Genomic DNA, 19,491 nt, shown 5'->3' on the forward strand with positions numbered 1-19,491 from the left:
AGGGGAGGGGCGTGGCGCGAGCAGTGCGCGCGATAAAGAAACTGCTCCCCCAGCCCCTCCCGCAAGCGGGAGGGAGGAAGAAAGGGCCTGGCCCGCGTTCATCGCACCAGATCCGGGATCCGCTCGAAAATGCCGATCGTGAAATCGGTGAGCAGCCCCAGGATCAAGCTGCCGAACACCAGGATCGAGACACCCACCACGATCAGTTTGGGTACGAACGACAGCGTCTGTTCGTTGATCGAGGTCGCCGCCTGGATCATGCCGGTGATGAGCCCGGCGAGCAGCGCCGGGATCAGGATCGGCGCGGAGGCGAGCGCCAGCACCCACATCGTCTGGTTGGCGACGGTCAGGAAATAGTCCGCGTCCATCAGAAACGCTCCTTTCCGTTCGCCCTGAGCCGGTCGAAGGGCAGCGCGCCACGGCGACTTCGGCAGGTGCTGCGCGCGGGCTTCGACAAGCTCAGCCCGAACGGTCGTGTGCTGCGCATCGCTTCAACTCACGAACGAATTGGCAAGACTACCCATCGTCAGCGCCCAGCCATCGACCAGCACGAACAGCAGCAGCTTGAACGGCATCGAGATGATCGTGGGCGACAGCATCATCATGCCGAGCGACATCAGCACCGTCGCCACCACCAGATCGATCACGATGAAGGGCAGGAATACCAGGAACCCGATCTGGAACGCGGTCTTCAGCTCGCTGGTGACGAAGGCGGGCAGCAGCACCGAAAAGGGAATGTCATTGGCCTGTTTGTACGGCCCGCTCTTGGCGATGCCGGCAAACATGGTGATGTCCTTCTTGCGGGTCTGCTTGGTCATGAAGGTGTGCAGCGGGATCGCGGCGGCCTTGATCATGTCGGTCGCGCCGATCTTGCTTTCGGCATAAGGCTGGATCGCGGTCGCGTTGATCTGGGTGATCGTCGGGGCCATCACGAAGAAGGACAGGAAGAGGGACAGGCCGATCAGCACCTGGTTGGGCGGCGTCTGTTGCAAGCCCATCGCCTGCCGCACGATCGCCAGCACGATGATGATGCGCGTGAAGCTGGTCATCATCAGCAGGATGCCCGGGAGGATCGTCAGCAGCCCCATCACGATCAGGATCTGCAAGCTCAGCGCCATCGGCGCATTGCCGCCGCCAAGATCCTTCAGCGCGCGATCGGCGGCGTCGCCGGCCCCTGGGGTCGGCACCGCGATCGGGGCGGCCTGGGCGAAGGCAGGGTGCGCGACCAGGATCGCGAAAACCACGCCGAGCAGCATCAGCGCCAGCTTGCCCCAAGGCAGCACGCGCGCCACCGATGGCTTGATCAGCGCCGGGCCCGAGCCTTTGCGAATGACCTTGACGCTCACCGTGCGTCCCCACCGCGATCGACCAACGCGACGCCGGTGCGGCTGACCGAGACGAGCAGCTTGCGCCCCTCGAAATCGATCACCGCCAGCCGGACGCTGGGCGAGATCATCATGGTCTCGGTGACCTTGAGCAGCCGATTGGCAGGCTGACCCGGCAGCCGCGATTCGAGCCGACGCCAGGCATAGAGGCACCCGATCATCAGGCCGCACACCAGCGGCAGTAGCACGACGAGCTTGAGGATATAGGACCACATCATGGCGATCAGGCCCGCTTCTCGGGGCTGACCAATTCGGTCATACGCACGCCGAAGCTGTCGCCGACCATCACCACTTCGCCGCGCCCGATCAGCGTGCCGTTGACCAGCACGTCGAGCAGTTCATTGGCTTGGCGGTCGAGCTCGATCACGCTGCTTTCGCCAAGCGCGAGCAATTCGCGCAACGTGAGCGAAGTCGAACCGATTTCGACTGTCAGCTTGACATCGACGTCCTGCAGCAGCCGGAAATTGGCGGCCAGGCTGGCATCGACGGGGAATCCGCCACTCAAGTCGGTCATTGCAATTCACCCCCGAAAGCACGGTCTAGGTCGTAGGAAATATGCGTGAGCTTGATCGCGGCCTTGCCGTTAGACGTACCGACAGTCCCCGCGCCGAGCCGATCGCGGCCGACCATCACCGGCACGTCGCCACCGACCGAAATCGGGATCACGTCGCCCGCCTTCAGTTCCATCAATAGGCTCAGCGACACCATCGGTTCCGCCAGTACGGATCGGATCGGGAAGCGCACGTCCATCACCGCACGGGTGAGGCCGTTGCGCCACGCCGGGTCAGGCTCGGCGGTCTTGCCATGCACCTTGCCGGTCAAGGACGGGCCGTGTGGCTTCAACGCGGTGACGGGATAGAGCAGGTCGAGGAACACGGGCTTGGCGGTCCCGGAGGCGATGCCGAAGCGCGTGATGACGACGGCGTCATCGGCGTCGAGATCGGTAATCAGCGCCGGATTCGCCTCGACCCGGCCGGGGGTGAACTCGATGCGGGCGAGCGGCTCCCATGCCGCGCGCATCGGCTCGGCCAGCATCCGGCCGAGCTGGGCGATCATCGCCTCGGCGGCGGGGGTGAATTCGGCGGGCAAGGTGGCCGGAGCCGCTCCGGTGCCGCCAAAAAACAGATCGAGCAATTCCATCACGAAACGCCCGTCGAGCACCGCCAGCGCTTGGCCGGCAGCGGGTGTCCCAGCCGCCGTCATCGCCATTGGCAGCCATGCGGTCAGGCCGTCGGGGCGTTCGACCCGGTAATCGGCCAGGCGTTGGACGACCAGCGGTTCGGCCCAGGTGCGGCATTCGCGGCGCAGCAACGGCTCGAACACCGCGCGCACGCCGCGCGCGAGCCGCGCGGACAAATGCTGCACCGTGTGCAGGTCGCCGAACGGATTGAGGTTGGCCGTCCCCAGCGTGGCATGGTCTGCCGTCCGCCGGGGCCGCTCCCGCCTGTCGCTCGCGCTGTGAAGGCCTTCGTTAACCATGCCTCACTGAACAACGAAATTGGTAAAGTAAACGTTACCGACGCCTCCAAAGCCTTCTTTTTCCTTGAGCGTATCGTTGATCGCTTTGGCGATGCGACGCTGCAAAACCTTCTTGCCGTCGCTGGTGAACACCTGCTCCTCGGTGGTGTCGCCGAGCGCCATCAGGATTGCCGATCGCACCGCGATTTCGTTGGTCTTGATGTTCTCGATCACCGAATCGTCATAAGGCGTGGAGACGGCGACCCCGACCTGCACGAAATGGACGCTGTCCTGCAGGTTGGAGGTAAACTCCTTGTCCATGGCGTAATAATTCGAGGCATATTTGTCGCCGCCGACCCCGATCGGTGGCTTGGTGCCGCCTTTGGCTCCCTCGGCACCCTCACCGGTGCCGACGCGCTTCTGCTCGGCCTTGGGGACCAGCCGTGGGCCGGTTGGCTCGGGTGCGGCCTTGCTGCCGCCAAGCAGCCCGGCATGCATGGCGAACACCGCGCCGCCGACGCTGCCGCCGACGAGCACAAGCCCGCCGACGATGAGCAGCAGGATCTTCATCATGCCGCCCTTCTTCTTGGGCGCTTCCTTGGGGGCGTCACTCATGGGTACTGTCCTTCATCTTCAAGCGAGGCGGTGGTCGACGGGATCGTCAGTGGCTTCGGAGCGCGCGCGGGGCGGCGTTCGCGAAGGTTGCGGGGTTGGGCGCGGCTGCGGGGCGGCACCGTTGCCGCCGCCCGCGCTATCGGTGGTCACGCTGGTATCGCCGATGCGAACGCCGCGCGCGGAGGCCAGTTCGGTCAAGCGCGGCTGCGCCTCGGCGATCAGCGCGCGGGTGGCTTCATGCTGGGCGGTGAAGCGAACATGGACGCGGTCGCCATCCTGGCGCACCGCGACGTCAACGCTTCCCAGTGCGTCGGGGGTAAGCTTTATGCGCGTGTCATGCGCATTGGCATCGTCGCGGAGCGTTTCGATGCGATCGATCATGTGCTGCAAGCCCTGATCCTGCCTCAGGTCGAGGGGCGTGGCGTCGGTTTTGCCGGTTGCCGACACGCTTGCCGGACCCGCAAATCGACCGTCGATGCCGGGCTGAGGGCGACTGAGAGTGTGGCAGTGTCGCCCTCATTGCGGGCTGCGGGCTTGTCGCGCCAGGACGTCGCCGCCGCGATTGCCGCCGCGAAGACTTGACCGGCGGGTTGCGGCGTCGTGCTGACGGTGATGGCTGGCACTGCGGCGTCGCGCCGGGCGACCCGGATCGGCGGATCCGAACGATCAACCCGCGGGGGTGATTGCGGCACCGCTGGCGGCGTGATCGCGCTCGACGCGGCAACGATCGGGAGGGGTGCCGCAGGTGCGGAAACAGCGGCAGGCACCAAGGGCCCTGCGTCGCCCGGCAGCGGCGTTGCCACGGGTGCGGTTGCCGTTGAAACGATGGGGAGCGGTTGGGCTGTGGTTATGAGCTCGGGCCGAGACGGCTCAGGCTGGCGGATCGCGTCGACGCGATCGGAATTTGGCAGTGTGATCGAAACGGGCGGGGTGTCGACCCTTGCTGGCGCGTTTGACGGTGCCGCAGCGACGAGCTCGCTCCCGGCGGCGGGGATGGTCTGAACGATCGCGGCCGAATGGACGGCAGGTGGCGATACCGTATGGCCGACTATGGTGGCATCCGCGTCTGCGGCGTTTGCGATATCTGAGGTGACGGGCGCTTGGGCCCCCGTCGATGGCAGCGTCGACGGGCGGGTGGGCGTTGCCAGCGACGATATTGCGGTCGTGACAATTGGCGAGGGTGCGGACCTGAGGCTCGTCACCGATATCGCGCGCTGAGCCGCGGCGGGCGAGGCCACGGTTGCCACGCTCTGCAGACCTGAATCGAGTTCAGCGTCGTTACCGGTCGCCGGTGCAAACGCGATAGCGGGCGCGACCAGCGGCGACCCCGGATTTGGGACAAGCGCTATCGTCGCATCGTTTGCGTCGACGCGAACGGCCTGGGGCAAGCTGTTGTCTGCGTGCGCTGGCTGCGCGCGCGCCGTCGCCGGGCGTGCCCGCGATGTCGCCGTCGCGTCGCGCGCTTCCAGAAAAGCGCTCAGGGTTTGGACGCGTGCTCCGGTCGCCCGAGGCGGGGCGGAAAGGGATATCGATGGTTTTGCGGCTCCGGCCGTGGAAGTCCCGGTGTCCGGCGACAATGGCTGCGGCTTCTCGGCCAAGACGGTCGGTGCGGGTGTCGCGTCCCTTACGACCACCACCGGGACGATTGGCTCGATCGATGCGGCGAGGGGCGCAAGCGGAGCCGCCCCGCTTTGTGAGGGCACCGGCAGGGGGCTATTGTCCTGCGACAGTGCCTGCGGCTTCTCGGCCAAGACGGTCGGCGCGGGCGTCGCGTCCGCTACGACCACGGCCGGGACGACTGGCTCGATCGATGCGGCGAGAGGCGCAAGCGGAGCCGCCCCGCTTTGTACGGCGGCAGGCCGCTTGTGGCTCGACCGGTCGATCGCGGGAAGCGGTGCCGCCGTTGCTGAGGCGGTCACGTTTGCGGAGGCCACTGCTGCTGCGGAAGCGCCGGTCAGCAGGCCTTGCCCTTTGTCCCGCCAGCGCGTCGTCGACGGAGGGAGCGGATCTTTGGCGGTGGCCGTCGGGCGATGCGATGCGCCATCGTTTACGATGGCGACAAGCGTGGTGTTTGGCGCAACCGCGGGCACCGCGAAGCGGGCGCGCCGCTATCTGTCCCACCCTGCGCCGCCACAAGCACGACGGCTGGCATAGGTGCGGCGATCTTCGCGGAAGCGACTGGTACCGTCGTAGACGGCCCGGCGGCAAGGGACGTTCCTTCAGCATCGATCACAGCGGATTCGAGCCGGCTGCCATCGTACGTCGTTTGCAACGCCGCGTTTTGCGCGGACATGGCCTTCGGGACTGCGGCTGGGAGTCGAGCGGGCAGAGCGGCTTTGATCTGGACGGCCGATGCGGCTCCCGAAACCGTCGGATCGGTTCGTGAAGGAGCCCAATTCCGAACGGCGCTCGGCCTGTCGGTTTCGGACGCGCCGACCGTGGCCAGGAGGGGCTGGGGCAATCCTTTGCCGTCTACGGCAGCCGCTTGCCGCGTCAGGATCGTCGAGGTGCTTCCGGGCACCGTAGTCGTGGCATCGCGTGCCTCGAGGATCGCGCCGAGCGCTTTCTCGAAACCACCGGGCGTGGAGCCCCCGTGGCCGGGGGCTTGTCCGTGGCCTGGGGCAAGTGCGGATGGCGCAGACGATAGGGGCAACGGATCGATCATGCAGGCTCCAACGGGAATCGATCGCAACTCCCGATCGACGTTGTCAGAGCTTCAGCAAGGATCGTGCCGAATTTTTCGCGTTGGCGGCGCTGCCTCCATGGCGCGGATCGCCTTGACCACGGCCTCGGCTTCGGCGCGGGCGATCAATTTTTCGATCGCGCTTTGGTCTCGGCGCGCCTCACGCGTCGCTTCGCTGGCGCGCGCGGCGGTTGCCTGGGCCGCACGCAAGCGCCCTTCGGCAGCTTCGGCCGATTGGTGGAGGCGCTCGCGAAAATGCGCTGCAGCGACCAGCGAAAAGCCAGCCACCGGGGCCGCTGCAGGCGTAGGGGAGACGTTCGCGGTTAGCTGCGCAATGCGGGACCTGAGCATTTGTTCGCTGGCGGCACGATCGTGCGCGCGTGCCTCCTCGGCCTGGACCAGGCCAAGCTGGAGCGTCCGCACCCGCAGAATGCGGTCGAGCTTGGAGGGCTTAGCCATCGCCGAACACGCCGATCAGCTCGGCGGCGGCGTCGGGCAGCGAGACCATCTCGTCGGGGTCCTGCTTGATATATTCGAGCACCGCCGGATGGCAGGCGATGGCGGCGTCGATCGCCGGATCGGCACCCGAGCGATACGCCCCCATCAGCACCAGATCGCGATTTTCCTCATAGGTGGCGAGGTGGCGGCGCAGCACGCGCGCGGCCATCTGGTGCGGCTTGTCGACAATGTCGTTCATCACGCGGCTGACCGAGGGACCGATGTCGATCGCCGGATAAACGCCGCGTTCGGCCAGCGCACGGTTGAGCACGATATGCCCATCGAGGATCGAGCGCGCGCTGTCGACGACGGGATCGTTGCCGTCATCGCCATCGGCGAGCACGGTATAGATGGCGGTGATCGATCCGCCCGATGCGACGTCGGTCCCCGCGCGTTCGATCAGATTGGGCAGCATTGCGATTGCGGAGGGCGGATAGCCGCGCGCGCTGGCCGGTTCGCCCAGCGCGAGGCCGATTTCACGCCCGGCATGCGCGACGCGGGTGAGCGAATCCATGATGAGCAGCACCTTCTTGCCCTCGGCACGAAAGGCTTCGGCAATGGCATGGGTGCGCAAGGCACCGCGAATGCGCAGCACCGGCGAATGGTTGGCGGGCACGGCGATCACAACGGCGCGTTTGCGCGCTTCGCCCGCGACTTTGGTTTCGAGGAAATCGGCGACTTCGCGGCTGCGTTCGCCGATCAGGCCAATGACGATGACATCGGCCTGCGCCGCGCGCACGATCATGCCGAGCAGTACCGATTTGCCGACGCCCGACCCGGCCATGATGCCGATACGTTGCCCCTGGCCAACCGTCAGCAACCCGTTAATCGCGCGCACGCCGACATCGAGCGGGTGCAGCACGCGGCCCCGGTCGAGCGGCGATTGCAATTTGCCCGCAAGCGGCCAGCGCGCCGCGCCGCGGATCGGCCCCAGCCCGTCGATCGGCTTGCCTGCGCCATCGACCACGCGGCCGAGCAACGCGGCACCGACCTCGGCCTCGCCCGGAGGTCCGAGCGGGCGTACCGGCGCTTGCGGGAGCAAGGCCGCCGGGCCGCCGAGGTTCATCAACAGCGTGCGGCCATTGCGGAAGCCAATCACTTCGGCTTCGACACCAGATTGCCGGTCGCCGACCTGGCACACCGTGCCGACCGGCAGCGTCAGGCCGACCGCCTCCATCAGCAGCCCGTCAAACGATGCCAGCCGCCCGGACACCTTGGGTCGCGGCGCGAAATCGGGCAGGCCGAGCGCGTCGAGATAGTCGCCGGTGAAGCGGTTCAGCATGGCCCTGTCCCACGCCCTTTACCGTCACCCCGGACTCGTTCCGGGGTCCACGGTGCGACAGGCGAAGATCGTCGTTGTGGAGAGGTGGACCCCGGAACAGGTCCGGGGTGACGGTGGGGGCGAAGGTTCATGCCCCCGGCACCGCAACATGATCGATCGCTTGCGCCAATTGTTCGAGCCACAAGTCCGGCCCGTCCTCGACGATGGTCGATGCGCTTTCGAGCACGAACGACCCACGCGCCACGCTCGCATCGCCGACCGCGAAGATTTGGTGGGGCAGCTTGCCTTCGAGCAAAGCGACATCGTCGGGGTGAACGCGCAGCATCGCCGATTCGGTGGCATCGGTGAGCAGGTCGGCTGCGGCCTCGATCCGCTGGGCCAGCCGTTCGGACGAAATGCCGACATCGCCGACCAGCCGCGTGACCAGGAACAGCACCGTTTCGCGCAAGCGCCGCGCAACCGCTTCGCGGTCGATCCGGTCGTTCGATTGCAGCGCCTGGGTGAGCGATTCGAGCAGGGCGCGGTCGCGTTCCGCCAGTGCCGTCATTTCCGCACGCGCGGCGTCGCCGCCTTCGACATAGCCGATCGCATATCCCGCTTCATGCGCGACCGCGACCGGGTCGACAAAGGGCTGTGTCGGCGGGGCCGGGTTGGCATCGAACGGGTCCCAGCCGGCGGTCGGATTGGTGCCGGGGGCGGCGGGCGAGAAATGCCGCGGGCGCTCGCCCTCGCTGTCGTGGGGCGAGAAAGAGACCGGGCCGCGCTCGGCCCGCTCGCGCAAATCGGCGGCAGCGAAGCCTGCAACACGCGGCGCGAAGGCGGCCTGCAGCGCTTCGGCCACGCCCCGGCTGCGCGCGGAAAATCCGGCGGTGAATTCAGACATAATCGTCTTCACCCGCGCCCATCTGGATGGTGCCGTCCTTGGCGAGGTTGCGTGCGATCTGGATGATCACCTTCTGCGCGTCGAGCACTTCGCTGAGCTTCATCGGTCCGCGTGCTTCCATCTCGTCGCGAATGCCGTCGGCGGCGCGGCTCGACATGCAACCCAGGAAGCGCCCGCGAATGCTTTCGTCTACGCCCTTGAGCGCGCGCGTCAGAATGTCGCTGTCGATATTGCGGATGAGCGTACCCAGATTCTTGTCGTCGAGTTCGAGCAGATTTTCGAACACGAACATCGCTTCCTCGATCGCCTTGGCGACGTCGCGGTCGATCTTGAACAATTTCGGCATGACACGCAGCTCGGTTGCCTTGCGCCCGCTCGACAGGATCTTGGCGGCATCGCGCGTTCCGCCCAGCGTCACCCCGGCCGATGCCTGTGCGGCACCGGCGCGGTTGGCGAGCATCGTGCGCAGCGTTTCGACCGCTTCGGGCGTGATCGGCCCCAGCCGCGCAAGCCGGTGCAAGATGTCAGGCTGTGCCGCATCGGGCATCAGTTCGAGCACTTGTGCGCCAACGCTGGGTTCCAGATTGGCGATCAGCACGGCGGCGATCTGCGGATGTTCCTTCTCGATCATCGCGGCGATTTCGCTGGCGTCGAGCCAGTCGAGCAAATCGAGCTGGCAAGCATCTTCAGCGGGGACGATCCGTGCGAGCACGCTATCGGCCTTTTCCTGCCCCAATGCGCGCGTCATCACCGCTTCGATCCGCGGACGCGGGTCGAAGCCGATCGCGGTGCGCTCGCGCGCCTTGCCGACGAAATCGTCGAGCGCATATTCGACCTCGACCTCGCTGACATCAGCGACCGCAAACATCGCCTTGCCAAGCTGCCGCACTTCTTCGGGGTCGAGCTTTTGCAGGATCGCGGCGGCTTCTTCCTCGCCGACCAGCATCATCAACACGGCGGCACGTTCGACGCCGGTAAAGGTGCGCATGGGAGCGTTCATGACTTGATCATGTCCCGAACAGCGAGCGCGGCGCGCGCCGGATTGTCGCGGGTGAAGCCGCGCACCATGCCGATGCGATCGTCATAGTTGCGGGCACTTTCCAGCGCGTCGATGCTGACGGGCTGGTCGGTTGGCGGCGGCGGAGCTTGTCCGCCACCCTGCGCTTCACTCAGCAGATCGCGACCCAGCGCCGGGCGATCCTGCGGCGCGACCGGTTCGGGGTCCCTCTTCATCAAGCTCTTGGCGAGCGGGCGGACGCCGAGGAACAACACCAGCAATGCGATCACCAGTGCCGTTGCGTTGCGCGCGACCACCGGCAGCCAGCCTGCTTCATACCAGGGCTGCTTGTCGTCCAGCGCGGTCCCGCCAGCGAATTTGCGGCTGATCACGGTGACGCGGTCGCCCCGGCTGGGGTTGAAGCCCACCGCCGTCTGGACGAGCTGGGTGACTTGCTGGATCTCCATGGTGCCGCGCGGCTTGCCGGTTTCGGGGTCGCGCAGCAGCACCGCGACCGACAGCCGCGTGATCGTGCCGGGCGCGGTGCGGCTGACCGACACTTCCTTGCCGAGATCATAAGCGCGCGAATATTGGTCGCTCGCCTTCATCGCATCGCTGACCGCTCCGGCAGCGGCCGCCACCACCGGTGCAGCGGCACCGGGGGTTGAGACACCCGAGCCTGCGGGCGGTGCCGGGGTTGGTGTTGCGGCGGGTTGCGGGGCGGACAGGGTCGATGCGGGCGGCGGCGTGTTGGACAGCGCGCCCGGAATGCCGCCGGGGGCTTGCGCGTCCTTGCCGTTGCCGGTCCACTGGCCCTGTTCGACGCGGAGCGCGCCTTGTTTGTCATAGCTTTCGCGCGTCGCCTGGGTTTCGTTCAAGTCGACATCGGCCTGAATTTCGGCGGTGAAATTGCCGGCGCCGATCAGCGGGGTGAGCAATTGCACGACCTGGGCGCGGTACTTTTCTTCGACACGCCGCTGGAAGGCGATGCGTTCGTCGCTGGCTATGCCGAGCTGGCTTTGGTTGGCACCCTTGGTGAGCAATCCGCCCATCTGGTCGACGATGGTGACGCCTTCGGGCTTCATGCCTGGCACCGAGGAGGCGACGAGGTTGACGATCGAGGACACTTGCGCGTCGCCGAGCGAACGGCCCGGTTGCAGTTTCACGATCACCGAGGCGGACGGCGCGGCATTGTCGCGCACGAACACCGATTGTTCGGGCGTGGCGAGGTGGACGCGGGCTTCGGCAACGGCGTCAATCTCCTGGATCGACCGTGCGAGTTCGGTCTCGCGTGCCTGGCGCAGGCGTTCGCCTTCGACGGCGCGCGACACGCCCATCGGAAGATTGTCGAGGATCTGATATCCGCCAGGCGCGGCCTTGGGCAGGCCTTGCCCTGCAAGCAGAATGCGCGCGCGCGAATAATCGTCCTCCGCGACCGTCAGCGCGCCGGTGCCGGGGTCGATCCGCGACGTGATGTTGGCCTGTTGCAACGCCGCCGTCACCGACGCCTTGTCGCTATCGGCAAGGCCGGAGAACAGCGTCTTTTGCGTCGGCGTGGCGAGCATCATCCAGGCGAGCGCGGCGGCGGCGATCAAGCCTACGAGCAGGACCATCGGCAAGCTGCGCCGGACCGCCGGCTGCGCGAGCAGACCCTGGATCTGCTGCAAGGGGTTGGCGAAGCGTTCGGGCACCAGGGCGGCGACACCGGACTGCGGGGCGGGGGTGAGGGCGTTGCTCATCTATCTTAGACCGGCATGCTCATAATGTCCTTGTATGCGGACAACAGTTTGTTGCGGACTTGCAGCGTTGCTTCGAAACCGACCGAGGCTTGCTGACGCGCCATCATCACCTTGGCGATGTCGATCGTCTCACCGCGTTCATAGGCTTCGGACAGTTTGCCGGCCTCAACCTGGCCCTGGTTCACGCTCTTCAGCGCGTCTTCCATGGTCGCGGCGAAGCTCGCGGGCTTCGATGCAGCCGCCGGGGCGGCTCCCGATGTGGCTCCAGCCCGCGCCAGCGCCTGGTTGCGTTCGAGGATCTGCGCGCGCAGCGCCATCACCCGGTCGACGCCCATCGCGCCGCCACCGCCAATGCCGTCGATGCTCATGCCCAGGCCGTCCGGTTGGTGGCGGGCACGATGTCATCGCCCTGTTCGCGCGCTTTGGCGAGGCGGTAGCGCAGCGTACGCTCCGAGATGCCAAGCCGCTTGGCGGTTTCGGTGCGGCTGCCGTTGCACGCCGCGAGCGTTTCGCGGATCGCCTGGAATTCGTGCATCTGGACGATGTTGCCGAGCGTCGCGGGCTGCCCCGGCTGGTCGTTGGCGGCGCGGGCGGCGGGGCGATCGAACACAATGTGTTCGGCCGAAATCGTGTCGCCACCGGCGAACAGCAACGCGCGCTGCACGACGTTTTCCAGCTCGCGGACATTGCCCGGCCAATCGTGGCGCGTCAGCAACTGGATCGCGGACTGGTCGGGCCACGGGATCGTCGTGCGATTGCCGGCGTGGCGCAGGATCAGCGTTGCGGCGAGTGCCGGCACATCCTGCGGGCGATCGGCCAGCGGCTTGGTGGTGAGCGGGAAGACCGAGAGGCGGTAATAAAGATCGGCGCGGAAACGCCCAGCCGCGACTTCATCCTGCAGATCGCGATTGGCGCAAGCGATGACGCGCACGTCGATCGCCTGCGGCGTGGTTGCGCCGATCGGGACGATCTCGCGCTCCTGCAGCGCGCGCAGCAGCTTGGCCTGCAGTTGCAGCGGCAGTTCGGCGATTTCGTCGAGCAGCAGCGTGCCGCCATTGGCCGCGCGGAAAAAACCTTCCCCGCCCGACGACGCGCCCGTAAACGCGCCCTTCTGGTGGCCGAACAGCAATGCCTCCAGCATCGTCTCGGGCAGGGCAGCGCAGTTGATCGCGACGAACGGCCCGTTGGCGCGCGCCGATTTCAAGTGGATCGAGCGCGCCAGTACTTCCTTGCCGGTGCCGGTCGGGCCGTTGATGAGAACGGTGATGTCGGCCGCAGCAACGCGATCGGCAAGCGTGTGGAGCGCCAGGCTCTCGGGATCGGCTGCGGTTGGCATTTCAGGTTCGGCGAGCAGCGCGCGGACGAAGCCCGCGCCCACCGCCGCATCGGCACCCGAAAAGGCGATGCGAGCGGGCTGGCCGTCACGCGAGGGTACAATGTAGCGCCCTTCCGTGCCGATCACGACGGTGCGCGCCGCGGCGGGCGGAGTCTCGCCCTCGGCCACGAGATAGAGGTCCGCGTTGCGTAGCTTGCCGTCTTCGAAGCTGCCGATTGCGAAGCCTTGCGTACGCAAGGTCGAAACCAGCGCATAATGCTGGCGGAGTATCGCGGCGGATGGGACGATGGATCGCATGAAATTCCCCCTGGTCGAGCGGAGGAATGCCCTACCCGTGGTAAACGACCCGTTAAGGACGTTGCAAAGCGGCAATATTTTTCCGGCGGCAACCGGTCGTCGCCGCAACATTGTGTGCAGGGGTGTCGGTGGGGATAAAATAGCGTGGTTTGCAAAAGTGCTTAATCACGGGCGCGGTCGGTCGTTACCTGTGATGGCGGCTCGGCTCTCCGATAGGGGGCGGCGGGATTGCCGAACCACGATGGAGACACATCATGACTGTTATCGGAACCAACGTCGCCGCGCTGCGCGCGACCAATGCGTCGAACACCGCCAGCGCTGCGCTGGCAACCAGCATCGAGCGTCTGTCGACCGGCAAGCGCATCAACTCGGCCAAGGACGACGCGGCCGGCCTCGCCATCGCCTCCTCGCTGACCTCGCAGATCAAGGGCCAGAACCAGGCGATCCGCAACGCCAATGACGGCATCGCGCTGTCGCAGACGGCGGACGGCGCGCTCGGCGAAGTCACCAACATCCTGCAGCGTGTTCGTGAGCTTGCCGTTCAGTCGGCATCGGGCACCTATGCAGCGGGCGATCGTACCAACCTGCAGGCGGAAGTCACGCAGCTGACCGGTCAGCTGAGCGACATTCAGAGCAAGACCAATTTCAACGGCGTGTCGCTGCTCGGCACCACGGCCGCGACCGTGAAGATCCAGACGGGTTCGTCGGCAACCGACACGGTTTCGCTCGCTGTTGGCGGACTGGATCTGTCCGGCGTGACGGGTTCGGACATTTCGACCGCAGCCGGTGCAACCACCGCGCTTGGCGCGCTCGATACCGCGCTCGCGGCTGTCAACACGACGCGGGCAACGCTGGGTGCGGGCCAGAGCCGCCTGAGCTCGGTGGTCAACAACCTGACGACCAACGTCGCCAACCTGACCGACGCCCGCAGCCGCATCGAGGACGTCGACTTCTCGACCGAGACGACCAGCCTCGCCAAGGCGCAGATCCTCAGCCAGGCCTCGACCGCGCTGCTCGCTCAGGCGAACCAGTCGCAGCAGGGCGTGCTGAAGCTGCTCGGCTAAGACGGACCGGCCCTGGCACCCGACCCCCTATACAGGTGTCGGGGCCGACCGGGATCTCTCGCGTGTGCGAGACGGTCCAACGAAAACCCCGGCGGTCCGTGAGGGTCGCCGGGGTTTTTCCTTTCAGGGTGTCGGGAAAAAACCTGTAGCGGGAAGGCGCGCGACACTGCGCCGTCCCCGGACAGTTTCAGGAGCCCGCAGCGATTGGCGCGACAGGAACCCCCTGTCGTACACCCGGTGGACGGCGCGAAGCAGATCGTGCGCATCGCTGAAAAAGCCACCGGCGGCGGCCAGAAAGGGCTGTCGCTGGAACGGTCGGCGCTCGAGCAGCGCGACGGTGCGATAGGACGGCACCGTTTTCTCGCCCGCGACATGGCAGCAGCGGCACCAGTGTTGCGCAAGCCGGGCGGGTCGAGCGTGAGGGCGTGCATCGCCTTATGGAACGGCTGCCCGGTCACCACTTCGATGACCGCGTCGACGATAATCCAGCTCTCGAGAACATAGTCGAATTTCGCATCCGGCTCGAAATAAAGGTCACCGCTGGCGAACCGCTTTACAGCCTCCGCAGTCGGAACGTCCCGCGTGCGCAGCGTCGGATCTATTGCCGCCGCCGGAAGGAACATTTTCGGCAAGCCGCTGCTGTTGGACAACAATCGGCGTAACGTCAGCCGCGCCCCTGTATCCGCGCGATAGTAAGGGAGCCATCGTGCAATCGGTGCGTCGAGGTAGAGCAGGCGACGGGTGTTGACGTGCCGCCGGGCATCTTGCTGACGTTGGTCGAGAAGGCGCTCGTCCACGGCCGTTAGGCGACCGGTGACGCCTTTGTCCTGACGATCCTCCGTACAGACCGACGCCTTCGCGTCCTCGATATGGTGACCCCGCCGAGCCGGGAATCGGGGAGGCGGCGCGATCGGATCGGGTACCGGCCTTGCCTATATCCGCGCCCGCATCAGCGAAGCGTTCGGTGGCAGGACGACAGTGACGACCGGACCGATGGGTGGGAGCAGGTGGCGCACCACGATCGTGATGGCGGCTTCGCCATGAAACTGTTGCTGGTCGAGGACGAGGCCGCCGCCGCGCGGCGGTTGACGCGGTTCGTAACCGCGCATTTTGATGGGCGCGTCGATATCGTTCATGTCATCGACCCGCCTCGGCCGTCGAGCGGCTGCGGAGCAATGATTGGGATGACGATACGGGTCGCGTGTCGGCTTCTCGCTTGGCGTGGTCAGCGCCTTTGTGTTGGCGAAGCTGGTCTTGCGCCGCCGCAATTGCGTGACCAACCGGATGCTTGCCGCAATCATCCGGGATATCGGCGCAACGTCTGCCGAATGCTTCCAGGGCGCGCGGCCGCGCCCGCAGCATTGACCGGGTGGGCGATCGTGCCCTTGCCACCGCCGAGCGAGATCGTCGTGACGTTGCTGATGCGAACGCCCGCCGTGCCGGGCACTTCGATCGCACTGGCCAGTACGATCGACGGATCCGCCGTGAAGTTCGCATAGACACCCATTCCAACGGCTTCGTGGCGGCGGACATGATCCGCAACCTTGTACGCCGCCCAGCCGCGGTTGGAATCCCCGCGCCACGCACTCTGGCTCGGCGGATCGTAGGGCAGCTCGTTCTGGTAGAAGAAGGTCCGCCCGTTCTCGCCGTTCCACACGGTCTGCCAGCCCTGGAAATGTTCGACGAACAGGCCGTAGCAGGTCACCTCATCGCCGTTGACGACGAGGCCATGATCACCCCGGCTTTCGGTCCAGCCGGTGTGGACCTGGCCGCTATCGCTGTCACCATGATCGGCGCGCCAGATCCACAGGTGATCGCAGATGACGTGCCCGCTATTGATCTCGAGACACGTCCCGACATTGCCGACTGCCGCCCCGCCGACGCGGAAAAACACATCTGCCAGCAGCGTGGGATTGGCCCGATGATCGCGATTTGCGCCCTTCGGCCCCACTTCCATGAGAACCGGCGATAGTTGCGGCCCGGCGTCGATCAGCAGGCCGGCAACGGACACGCCGGGCACGTCGGCGATCAGCATCGCCGCATTGCCCGCTTCGCTCAGCAGCGTTGCCAGCCCCAGCCCCAGCACGACGGTGTCGGCCCGGGGCACGCGGATCGGCTCGCGTAGCCGGTATACCCCCGGCGTGAGCAACAGGTGGCCGCCGCCGGCGAGCGCGCGGTTGATCGCCTCGATCGGCGTTGTCGGATCCGCGATCAGGAAGTCCCCCAGCGGTACGCTGCGGCCCGCCGGTCGGCCTCGCCACGAAACCCCCGTCGCGTCCCGACGAAGCGCCGGAACGAACACCGCCCAGCCGCCATCCGGCCGTACATGGAGAAACGGCTTCTCGCGAAGAACGGGCACGCTCGGCAGAGTGGTATAAGGCGGCTCGGGAAAGCTGCTTGGCGGGGCTCCGGTGACCCCCATGAACATCATGTTCCAATTGGCTCCCTGCCAGCCGCCAAGCTGCGAGCTGCGGGTAAACCATTGTTGCTGCGTGCCCGAGCGGACAACGCCCTCGACATGGCAATCGGCCATGAAACCGCCGCTCGACCAGCCGCCATCGTCAAGCGCGAGATCGCCAGCGAGATGCATGCGCCGATAGGGTGCGGCCTGCGACACGGCCCAACGATCGGCGCGATCCGGCGGCCGGACCGCCATATTCTCGACCGACCGCCAGAAATTCACCAGCGCCATGCCCTTTGCCCAATCGGCTTCGGCATGAACATGGCCGCTGACGATCACGTCGTCGGGATGGAGGCCCAGGCCTGCAACCTGGGTGAAGAAACCGACATTGAGGTCGAGGTTATGCGTGCCAGGCTTGAGCAGGATGGCGTAGCGGCGATCGGTGAAATGCGCGCGTTCCTGCTCCGCAAACCAGGTGTCGATCTGGCGTTGCGCACCTGGCATTCCTGGGTCGACGATCAGGACATGTTGGCCGAGGTCCGGTTCGTGCAAGCTCCGTCGGCCCTGTGCCGCCACCGAATGCGCGCCGATCGCGGCCATGCCCGCCAGAACCGCGCGGCGTGTCGTTCCTCTCGTCAACCCGTTGTCCCTTTCAATGCAGGATCTTACCGTCGCCGCTACCTAAGCGATCCCCGTCGCCATTGGCCATCCCTGTCGATCCTGTCGCCTCCGCGATGTTTCGGGTGGTTTCCAGCACCATCGCGTTCTAAGCCATCATCGGAGCGGACCGAAGGGAAGCGATCCGAGAGGGATGGGGTAGCGCGTTGACGGTCGTCATGATCCTGCTCGCGCAGGCGGTCAGCCTGGCTGCGACCAACTATTCGGTGGACGTGCCGATGCGCCCGCCCGCGCGGCGACCTGCCTTTGCCGACGGGTTCACCCGCACGATCGACCAGCGCCGCTGGCGCTTCGATACCGAGCGCAACCGGCAGGGCTGGGCCAATCACGAAAAGCAATATTACGCCGCCGACCGCCGCGAAAATGCCCGGATCGAGCATGGCACGCTGGTGATCGAGGCACGGCGTGAGGCGCTGCGCTCCAAAGCCGATTGGGGTGGGCAGGACTATAGCGCAGCCAAGCTCGTCAGCCGCGCGGCGTTCGGCTACGGTTTTTACGAGATCCGCGCCAAGCTGCCCTGTGGCCGCGGCACCTGGCCGGCGATTTGGTTATTGCCCCAAAGCGGCACCTGGCCCGACATGGGCGAGATCGACGTAATGGAAATGGTCGGCTGGCAGCCGCTGGTGGTGCATGCCACGCTCCACTCCGCCGCCTTCAATCACACACTCGGGACGCAGCGCGGTGCCGAGACGCGCCTCGCGAGCGCATGTACCGCTTATCATCGCTACCAGCTCGACTGGCAGCCGCACGCGATCACCATCGGTGTGGATGGTCATGGGTATATGCGCGTCGTGGACGATCAGCCCGGTGGACATGCGGCGTGGCCGTTTACCGTGCCGTACCATTTGATCCTCAATCTGGCCGTGGGCGGGGATTGGGGTGGAGCGAAGGGGATCGACGATGCCGCGCTACCGCAGCGCATGTCGGTCGATTACGTGCGCTACTGGCCCGCGCGATGACGGCACCTTCGTTGAGCGTGCACCGCGTCGGGCGCGAGGCGCAGCCGGTGGTGGTGATCGACGATTTTACGGCTGATCCTGACGCGTTGCGCGCGGTTGCGCTTGCATCGACCTTCGGCCCCGCCGTGGAGCATTATCCGGGGATCCGCGCAGCTCTCCCCAAGGCATATCTCCCCGCGCAACTGGCGGTCCTGGCCGATGTGCTGGGGCCGCTATTGGGCCGCTCGGGCGCAGTCGAGGTGGTCGATGCCAGCTTTTCGATCGTGACGACCCCACCCGAGAAGCTCGATGTCCGTCAACGCGTTCCACACTGCGATGCCTTTCGGGCGGACCGTATTGCGCTGGTCCATTATCTTGCGCCCGAAGGCGGCGACGGCACCGCCTTCTTTCGCCATCGATCGACGGGATTCGAGACGATCGACGAGGAGCGCGCGCCGATCTTCTTCGGTCAGCTCGACGCGGAGTTCCGCTATGGCGGGGTGCCGCCTGCGCGCTATGTGGCGGGCGACACGCCGCTGTTCGAACGCACTATGGCGGTGGAGGCGCGTTACAACCGCGCGCTCGTTTACCCAAGCTACCTCCTCCACAGCGGCGCGATCGGCCCGGAGGCGGTGCTGTCGAGCGACCCCGCACTGGGGCGGCTGACGGTCACCGCCTTCCTGTCCGTCGGTTAGGGCTTCATCGTCGCCGCCGTCACCGTGGCGGTCGAGACCAGCGCGCGATCGCGGGCATCGTGCGCCAGCGCGACGCGGTAACGACCACCCGTGACGCGCCAGCCGGGCAAAGTCGGGTCATAATCCGCCAGGATACGCGGTTCGGCCACCAGCGTGACGCGGGCCGACTCGCCCGGCTTCAGCGTGACGCGTCGGAATGCGGCAAGCCGCATCGGTGCCGACGCTCCATCCCTGCTCACATACATTTGCGGCACGTCCGCCCCGGCAACGCGCCCGGTATTCACCACCTCGAAGCTGATGCTGAGCTTCGCGCCGCCCTTCACCACCGGGTTGCGGTACGCGAAACTGGTGTAGCTGAGCCCGTGGCCGAACGGGAATAACGGCGTGGCGCGGGTCTTTTCATACCAGCGATAACCGACGTCGGCCCCTTCGGAATATTCGATCGGGAAGCTTGCCAATTGATGGTCGCTGGCATGACCCGGATCGGCGGCGGCCTGCGCCTCGGCGGCGGTCAGCCGATCGAGGCCGACCGGTGGGCGCGG

Annotated in this window: 25 protein-coding genes; 6 read left to right on the forward strand and 19 right to left on the reverse strand. The window is 66.3% G+C overall.

The genetic code is table 11. From position 1 onward, the window contains the following. Positions 1-98: 98 nt before the first annotated feature. The 8 genes from fliQ to NW75_RS24250 form a co-directional block, all read right to left on the reverse strand. Positions 99-368, reverse strand: a complete 270-nt coding sequence (gene fliQ, locus NW75_RS03775; RefSeq protein WP_033963873.1) for a flagellar biosynthesis protein FliQ — start codon at positions 366-368, stop codon at positions 99-101. 123 nt (positions 369-491) lie between these two features. Next, on the reverse strand, positions 492-1,346 hold the full coding sequence (gene fliP, locus NW75_RS03780) for a flagellar type III secretion system pore protein FliP (protein WP_033963875.1): 855 nt from the start codon (positions 1,344-1,346) through the stop codon (positions 492-494). Then, complete coding sequence (locus NW75_RS03785; protein ID WP_010405393.1) at positions 1,343-1,603, reverse strand: flagellar biosynthetic protein FliO; 261 nt, start codon at positions 1,601-1,603, stop codon at positions 1,343-1,345. The genes fliP and NW75_RS03785 overlap by 4 nt, the downstream gene beginning before the upstream one ends. A 5-nt stretch (positions 1,604-1,608) precedes the next feature. Beyond that, positions 1,609-1,899, reverse strand: a complete 291-nt coding sequence (gene fliN / locus NW75_RS03790) for a flagellar motor switch protein FliN (protein WP_010405391.1) — start codon at positions 1,897-1,899, stop codon at positions 1,609-1,611. Then, complete coding sequence (locus tag NW75_RS03795) at positions 1,896-2,864, reverse strand: flagellar motor switch protein FliM (protein WP_033963878.1); 969 nt, start codon at positions 2,862-2,864, stop codon at positions 1,896-1,898. Before NW75_RS03795 ends, fliN begins: the two co-directional genes overlap by 4 nt. Before the next feature lie 3 nt (positions 2,865-2,867). Then, positions 2,868-3,458, reverse strand: a complete 591-nt coding sequence (locus NW75_RS03800) for a flagellar basal body-associated FliL family protein (protein ID WP_033963881.1) — start codon at positions 3,456-3,458, stop codon at positions 2,868-2,870. Between the two features lie 18 nt (positions 3,459-3,476). Next, positions 3,477-3,839: a flagellar hook-length control protein FliK gene (locus NW75_RS03805; protein ID WP_156142954.1), complete on the reverse strand. Its 363-nt coding sequence runs from the start codon at positions 3,837-3,839 to the stop codon at positions 3,477-3,479. Positions 3,840-3,862: 23 nt separating this feature from the next. Then, positions 3,863-4,261: a hypothetical protein gene (locus NW75_RS24250; RefSeq protein WP_156142955.1), complete on the reverse strand. Its 399-nt coding sequence runs from the start codon at positions 4,259-4,261 to the stop codon at positions 3,863-3,865. Between the two features lie 46 nt (positions 4,262-4,307). On the opposite strand from NW75_RS24250, the gene NW75_RS24905 reads away from it, so the two are divergent. The 3 genes from NW75_RS24905 to NW75_RS24255 all read left to right on the forward strand — a co-directional run bounded on the left by NW75_RS24905 (position 4,308) and on the right by NW75_RS24255 (position 5,612). Beyond that, positions 4,308-4,460: a hypothetical protein gene (locus NW75_RS24905; protein ID WP_171010539.1), complete on the forward strand. Its 153-nt coding sequence runs from the start codon at positions 4,308-4,310 to the stop codon at positions 4,458-4,460. Between the two features lie 87 nt (positions 4,461-4,547). Beyond that, on the forward strand, positions 4,548-4,676 hold the full coding sequence (locus tag NW75_RS27210) for a hypothetical protein (protein ID WP_260591661.1): 129 nt from the start codon (positions 4,548-4,550) through the stop codon (positions 4,674-4,676). Between the two features lie 345 nt (positions 4,677-5,021). Beyond that, positions 5,022-5,612 (forward strand): hypothetical protein, encoded by a 591-nt coding sequence (locus tag NW75_RS24255; RefSeq protein WP_197057701.1) that lies wholly within the window; start codon positions 5,022-5,024, stop codon positions 5,610-5,612. Between the two features lie 562 nt (positions 5,613-6,174). Here NW75_RS24255 and NW75_RS03815 read toward each other — a convergent pair. From NW75_RS03815 to NW75_RS03845, 7 genes are all read right to left on the reverse strand, one after another. Further along, complete coding sequence (locus tag NW75_RS03815) at positions 6,175-6,600, reverse strand: hypothetical protein (RefSeq protein ID WP_033963888.1); 426 nt, start codon at positions 6,598-6,600, stop codon at positions 6,175-6,177. Beyond that, positions 6,593-7,921: a FliI/YscN family ATPase gene (locus NW75_RS03820; protein WP_010405385.1), complete on the reverse strand. Its 1,329-nt coding sequence runs from the start codon at positions 7,919-7,921 to the stop codon at positions 6,593-6,595. The genes NW75_RS03815 and NW75_RS03820 overlap by 8 nt, the downstream gene beginning before the upstream one ends. A 127-nt stretch (positions 7,922-8,048) precedes the next feature. Further along, positions 8,049-8,804: a FliH/SctL family protein gene (locus tag NW75_RS03825; RefSeq protein ID WP_052192142.1), complete on the reverse strand. Its 756-nt coding sequence runs from the start codon at positions 8,802-8,804 to the stop codon at positions 8,049-8,051. Next, positions 8,797-9,804: a flagellar motor switch protein FliG gene (gene fliG, locus NW75_RS03830; protein WP_010405381.1), complete on the reverse strand. Its 1,008-nt coding sequence runs from the start codon at positions 9,802-9,804 to the stop codon at positions 8,797-8,799. Before fliG ends, NW75_RS03825 begins: the two co-directional genes overlap by 8 nt. Further along, the gene (fliF, locus tag NW75_RS03835) at positions 9,801-11,540 is read right to left on the reverse strand and encodes a flagellar basal-body MS-ring/collar protein FliF (RefSeq protein ID WP_033963893.1); all 1,740 of its coding nucleotides are present in this window, start codon (positions 11,538-11,540) and stop codon (positions 9,801-9,803) included. The genes fliG and fliF overlap by 4 nt, the downstream gene beginning before the upstream one ends. Before the next feature lie 5 nt (positions 11,541-11,545). Beyond that, positions 11,546-11,908 (reverse strand): flagellar hook-basal body complex protein FliE, encoded by a 363-nt coding sequence (fliE, locus tag NW75_RS03840; protein WP_171010540.1) that lies wholly within the window; start codon positions 11,906-11,908, stop codon positions 11,546-11,548. Further along, entirely contained in the window at positions 11,905-13,173 is a 1,269-nt protein-coding gene (locus NW75_RS03845) for a sigma-54 interaction domain-containing protein (RefSeq protein WP_033963895.1), read from the reverse strand. Before NW75_RS03845 ends, fliE begins: the two co-directional genes overlap by 4 nt. A gap of 254 nt (positions 13,174-13,427) precedes the next feature. Here NW75_RS03845 and NW75_RS03850 point away from each other — a divergent pair, with 254 nt between their 5' ends. Then, positions 13,428-14,237 carry a flagellin N-terminal helical domain-containing protein gene (locus NW75_RS03850; protein WP_010405376.1) on the forward strand — a complete coding sequence of 270 codons (810 nt, stop codon included), beginning with the start codon at positions 13,428-13,430 and terminating at the stop codon, positions 14,235-14,237. On the opposite strand, the gene NW75_RS28075 is transcribed toward NW75_RS03850, so the two are convergent. The 3 genes from NW75_RS28075 to NW75_RS03865 all read right to left on the reverse strand — a co-directional run bounded on the left by NW75_RS28075 (position 14,234) and on the right by NW75_RS03865 (position 17,238). Beyond that, positions 14,234-15,034, reverse strand: a complete 801-nt coding sequence (locus NW75_RS28075) for a serine hydrolase (protein ID WP_171010541.1) — start codon at positions 15,032-15,034, stop codon at positions 14,234-14,236. The two genes, NW75_RS03850 and NW75_RS28075, sit on opposite strands and share 4 nt — an antisense overlap. A gap of 135 nt (positions 15,035-15,169) precedes the next feature. After that, a complete protein-coding gene (locus NW75_RS24910) occupies positions 15,170-15,538 on the reverse strand; it encodes a hypothetical protein (protein WP_033963899.1) in 369 nt (122 codons plus the stop codon). After that, positions 15,535-17,238 (reverse strand): hypothetical protein, encoded by a 1,704-nt coding sequence (locus NW75_RS03865; protein ID WP_033963901.1) that lies wholly within the window; start codon positions 17,236-17,238, stop codon positions 15,535-15,537. The genes NW75_RS24910 and NW75_RS03865 overlap by 4 nt, the downstream gene beginning before the upstream one ends. A gap of 224 nt (positions 17,239-17,462) precedes the next feature. On the opposite strand from NW75_RS03865, the gene NW75_RS03870 reads away from it, so the two are divergent. Together NW75_RS03870 and NW75_RS03875 are read left to right on the forward strand one after the other, a co-directional pair. Then, positions 17,463-18,275, forward strand: coding sequence for a glycoside hydrolase family 16 protein (locus NW75_RS03870; RefSeq protein WP_033963904.1), 813 nt, complete (start codon positions 17,463-17,465; stop codon positions 18,273-18,275). Next, positions 18,272-18,949 carry a DUF6445 family protein gene (locus NW75_RS03875; protein ID WP_231564930.1) on the forward strand — a complete coding sequence of 226 codons (678 nt, stop codon included), beginning with the start codon at positions 18,272-18,274 and terminating at the stop codon, positions 18,947-18,949. Before NW75_RS03870 ends, NW75_RS03875 begins: the two co-directional genes overlap by 4 nt. On the opposite strand, the gene NW75_RS03880 is transcribed toward NW75_RS03875, so the two are convergent. Continuing rightward, the coding region (locus NW75_RS03880; protein ID WP_033963905.1) for a fibronectin type III-like domain-contianing protein at positions 18,946-19,491 on the reverse strand (546 nt) is incomplete at its 5' end. The two genes, NW75_RS03875 and NW75_RS03880, sit on opposite strands and share 4 nt — an antisense overlap.

This window comes from Sphingomonas sp. Ant H11, from assembly GCF_000797515.1.
Lineage (GTDB): Bacteria > Pseudomonadota > Alphaproteobacteria > Sphingomonadales > Sphingomonadaceae > Sphingomonas.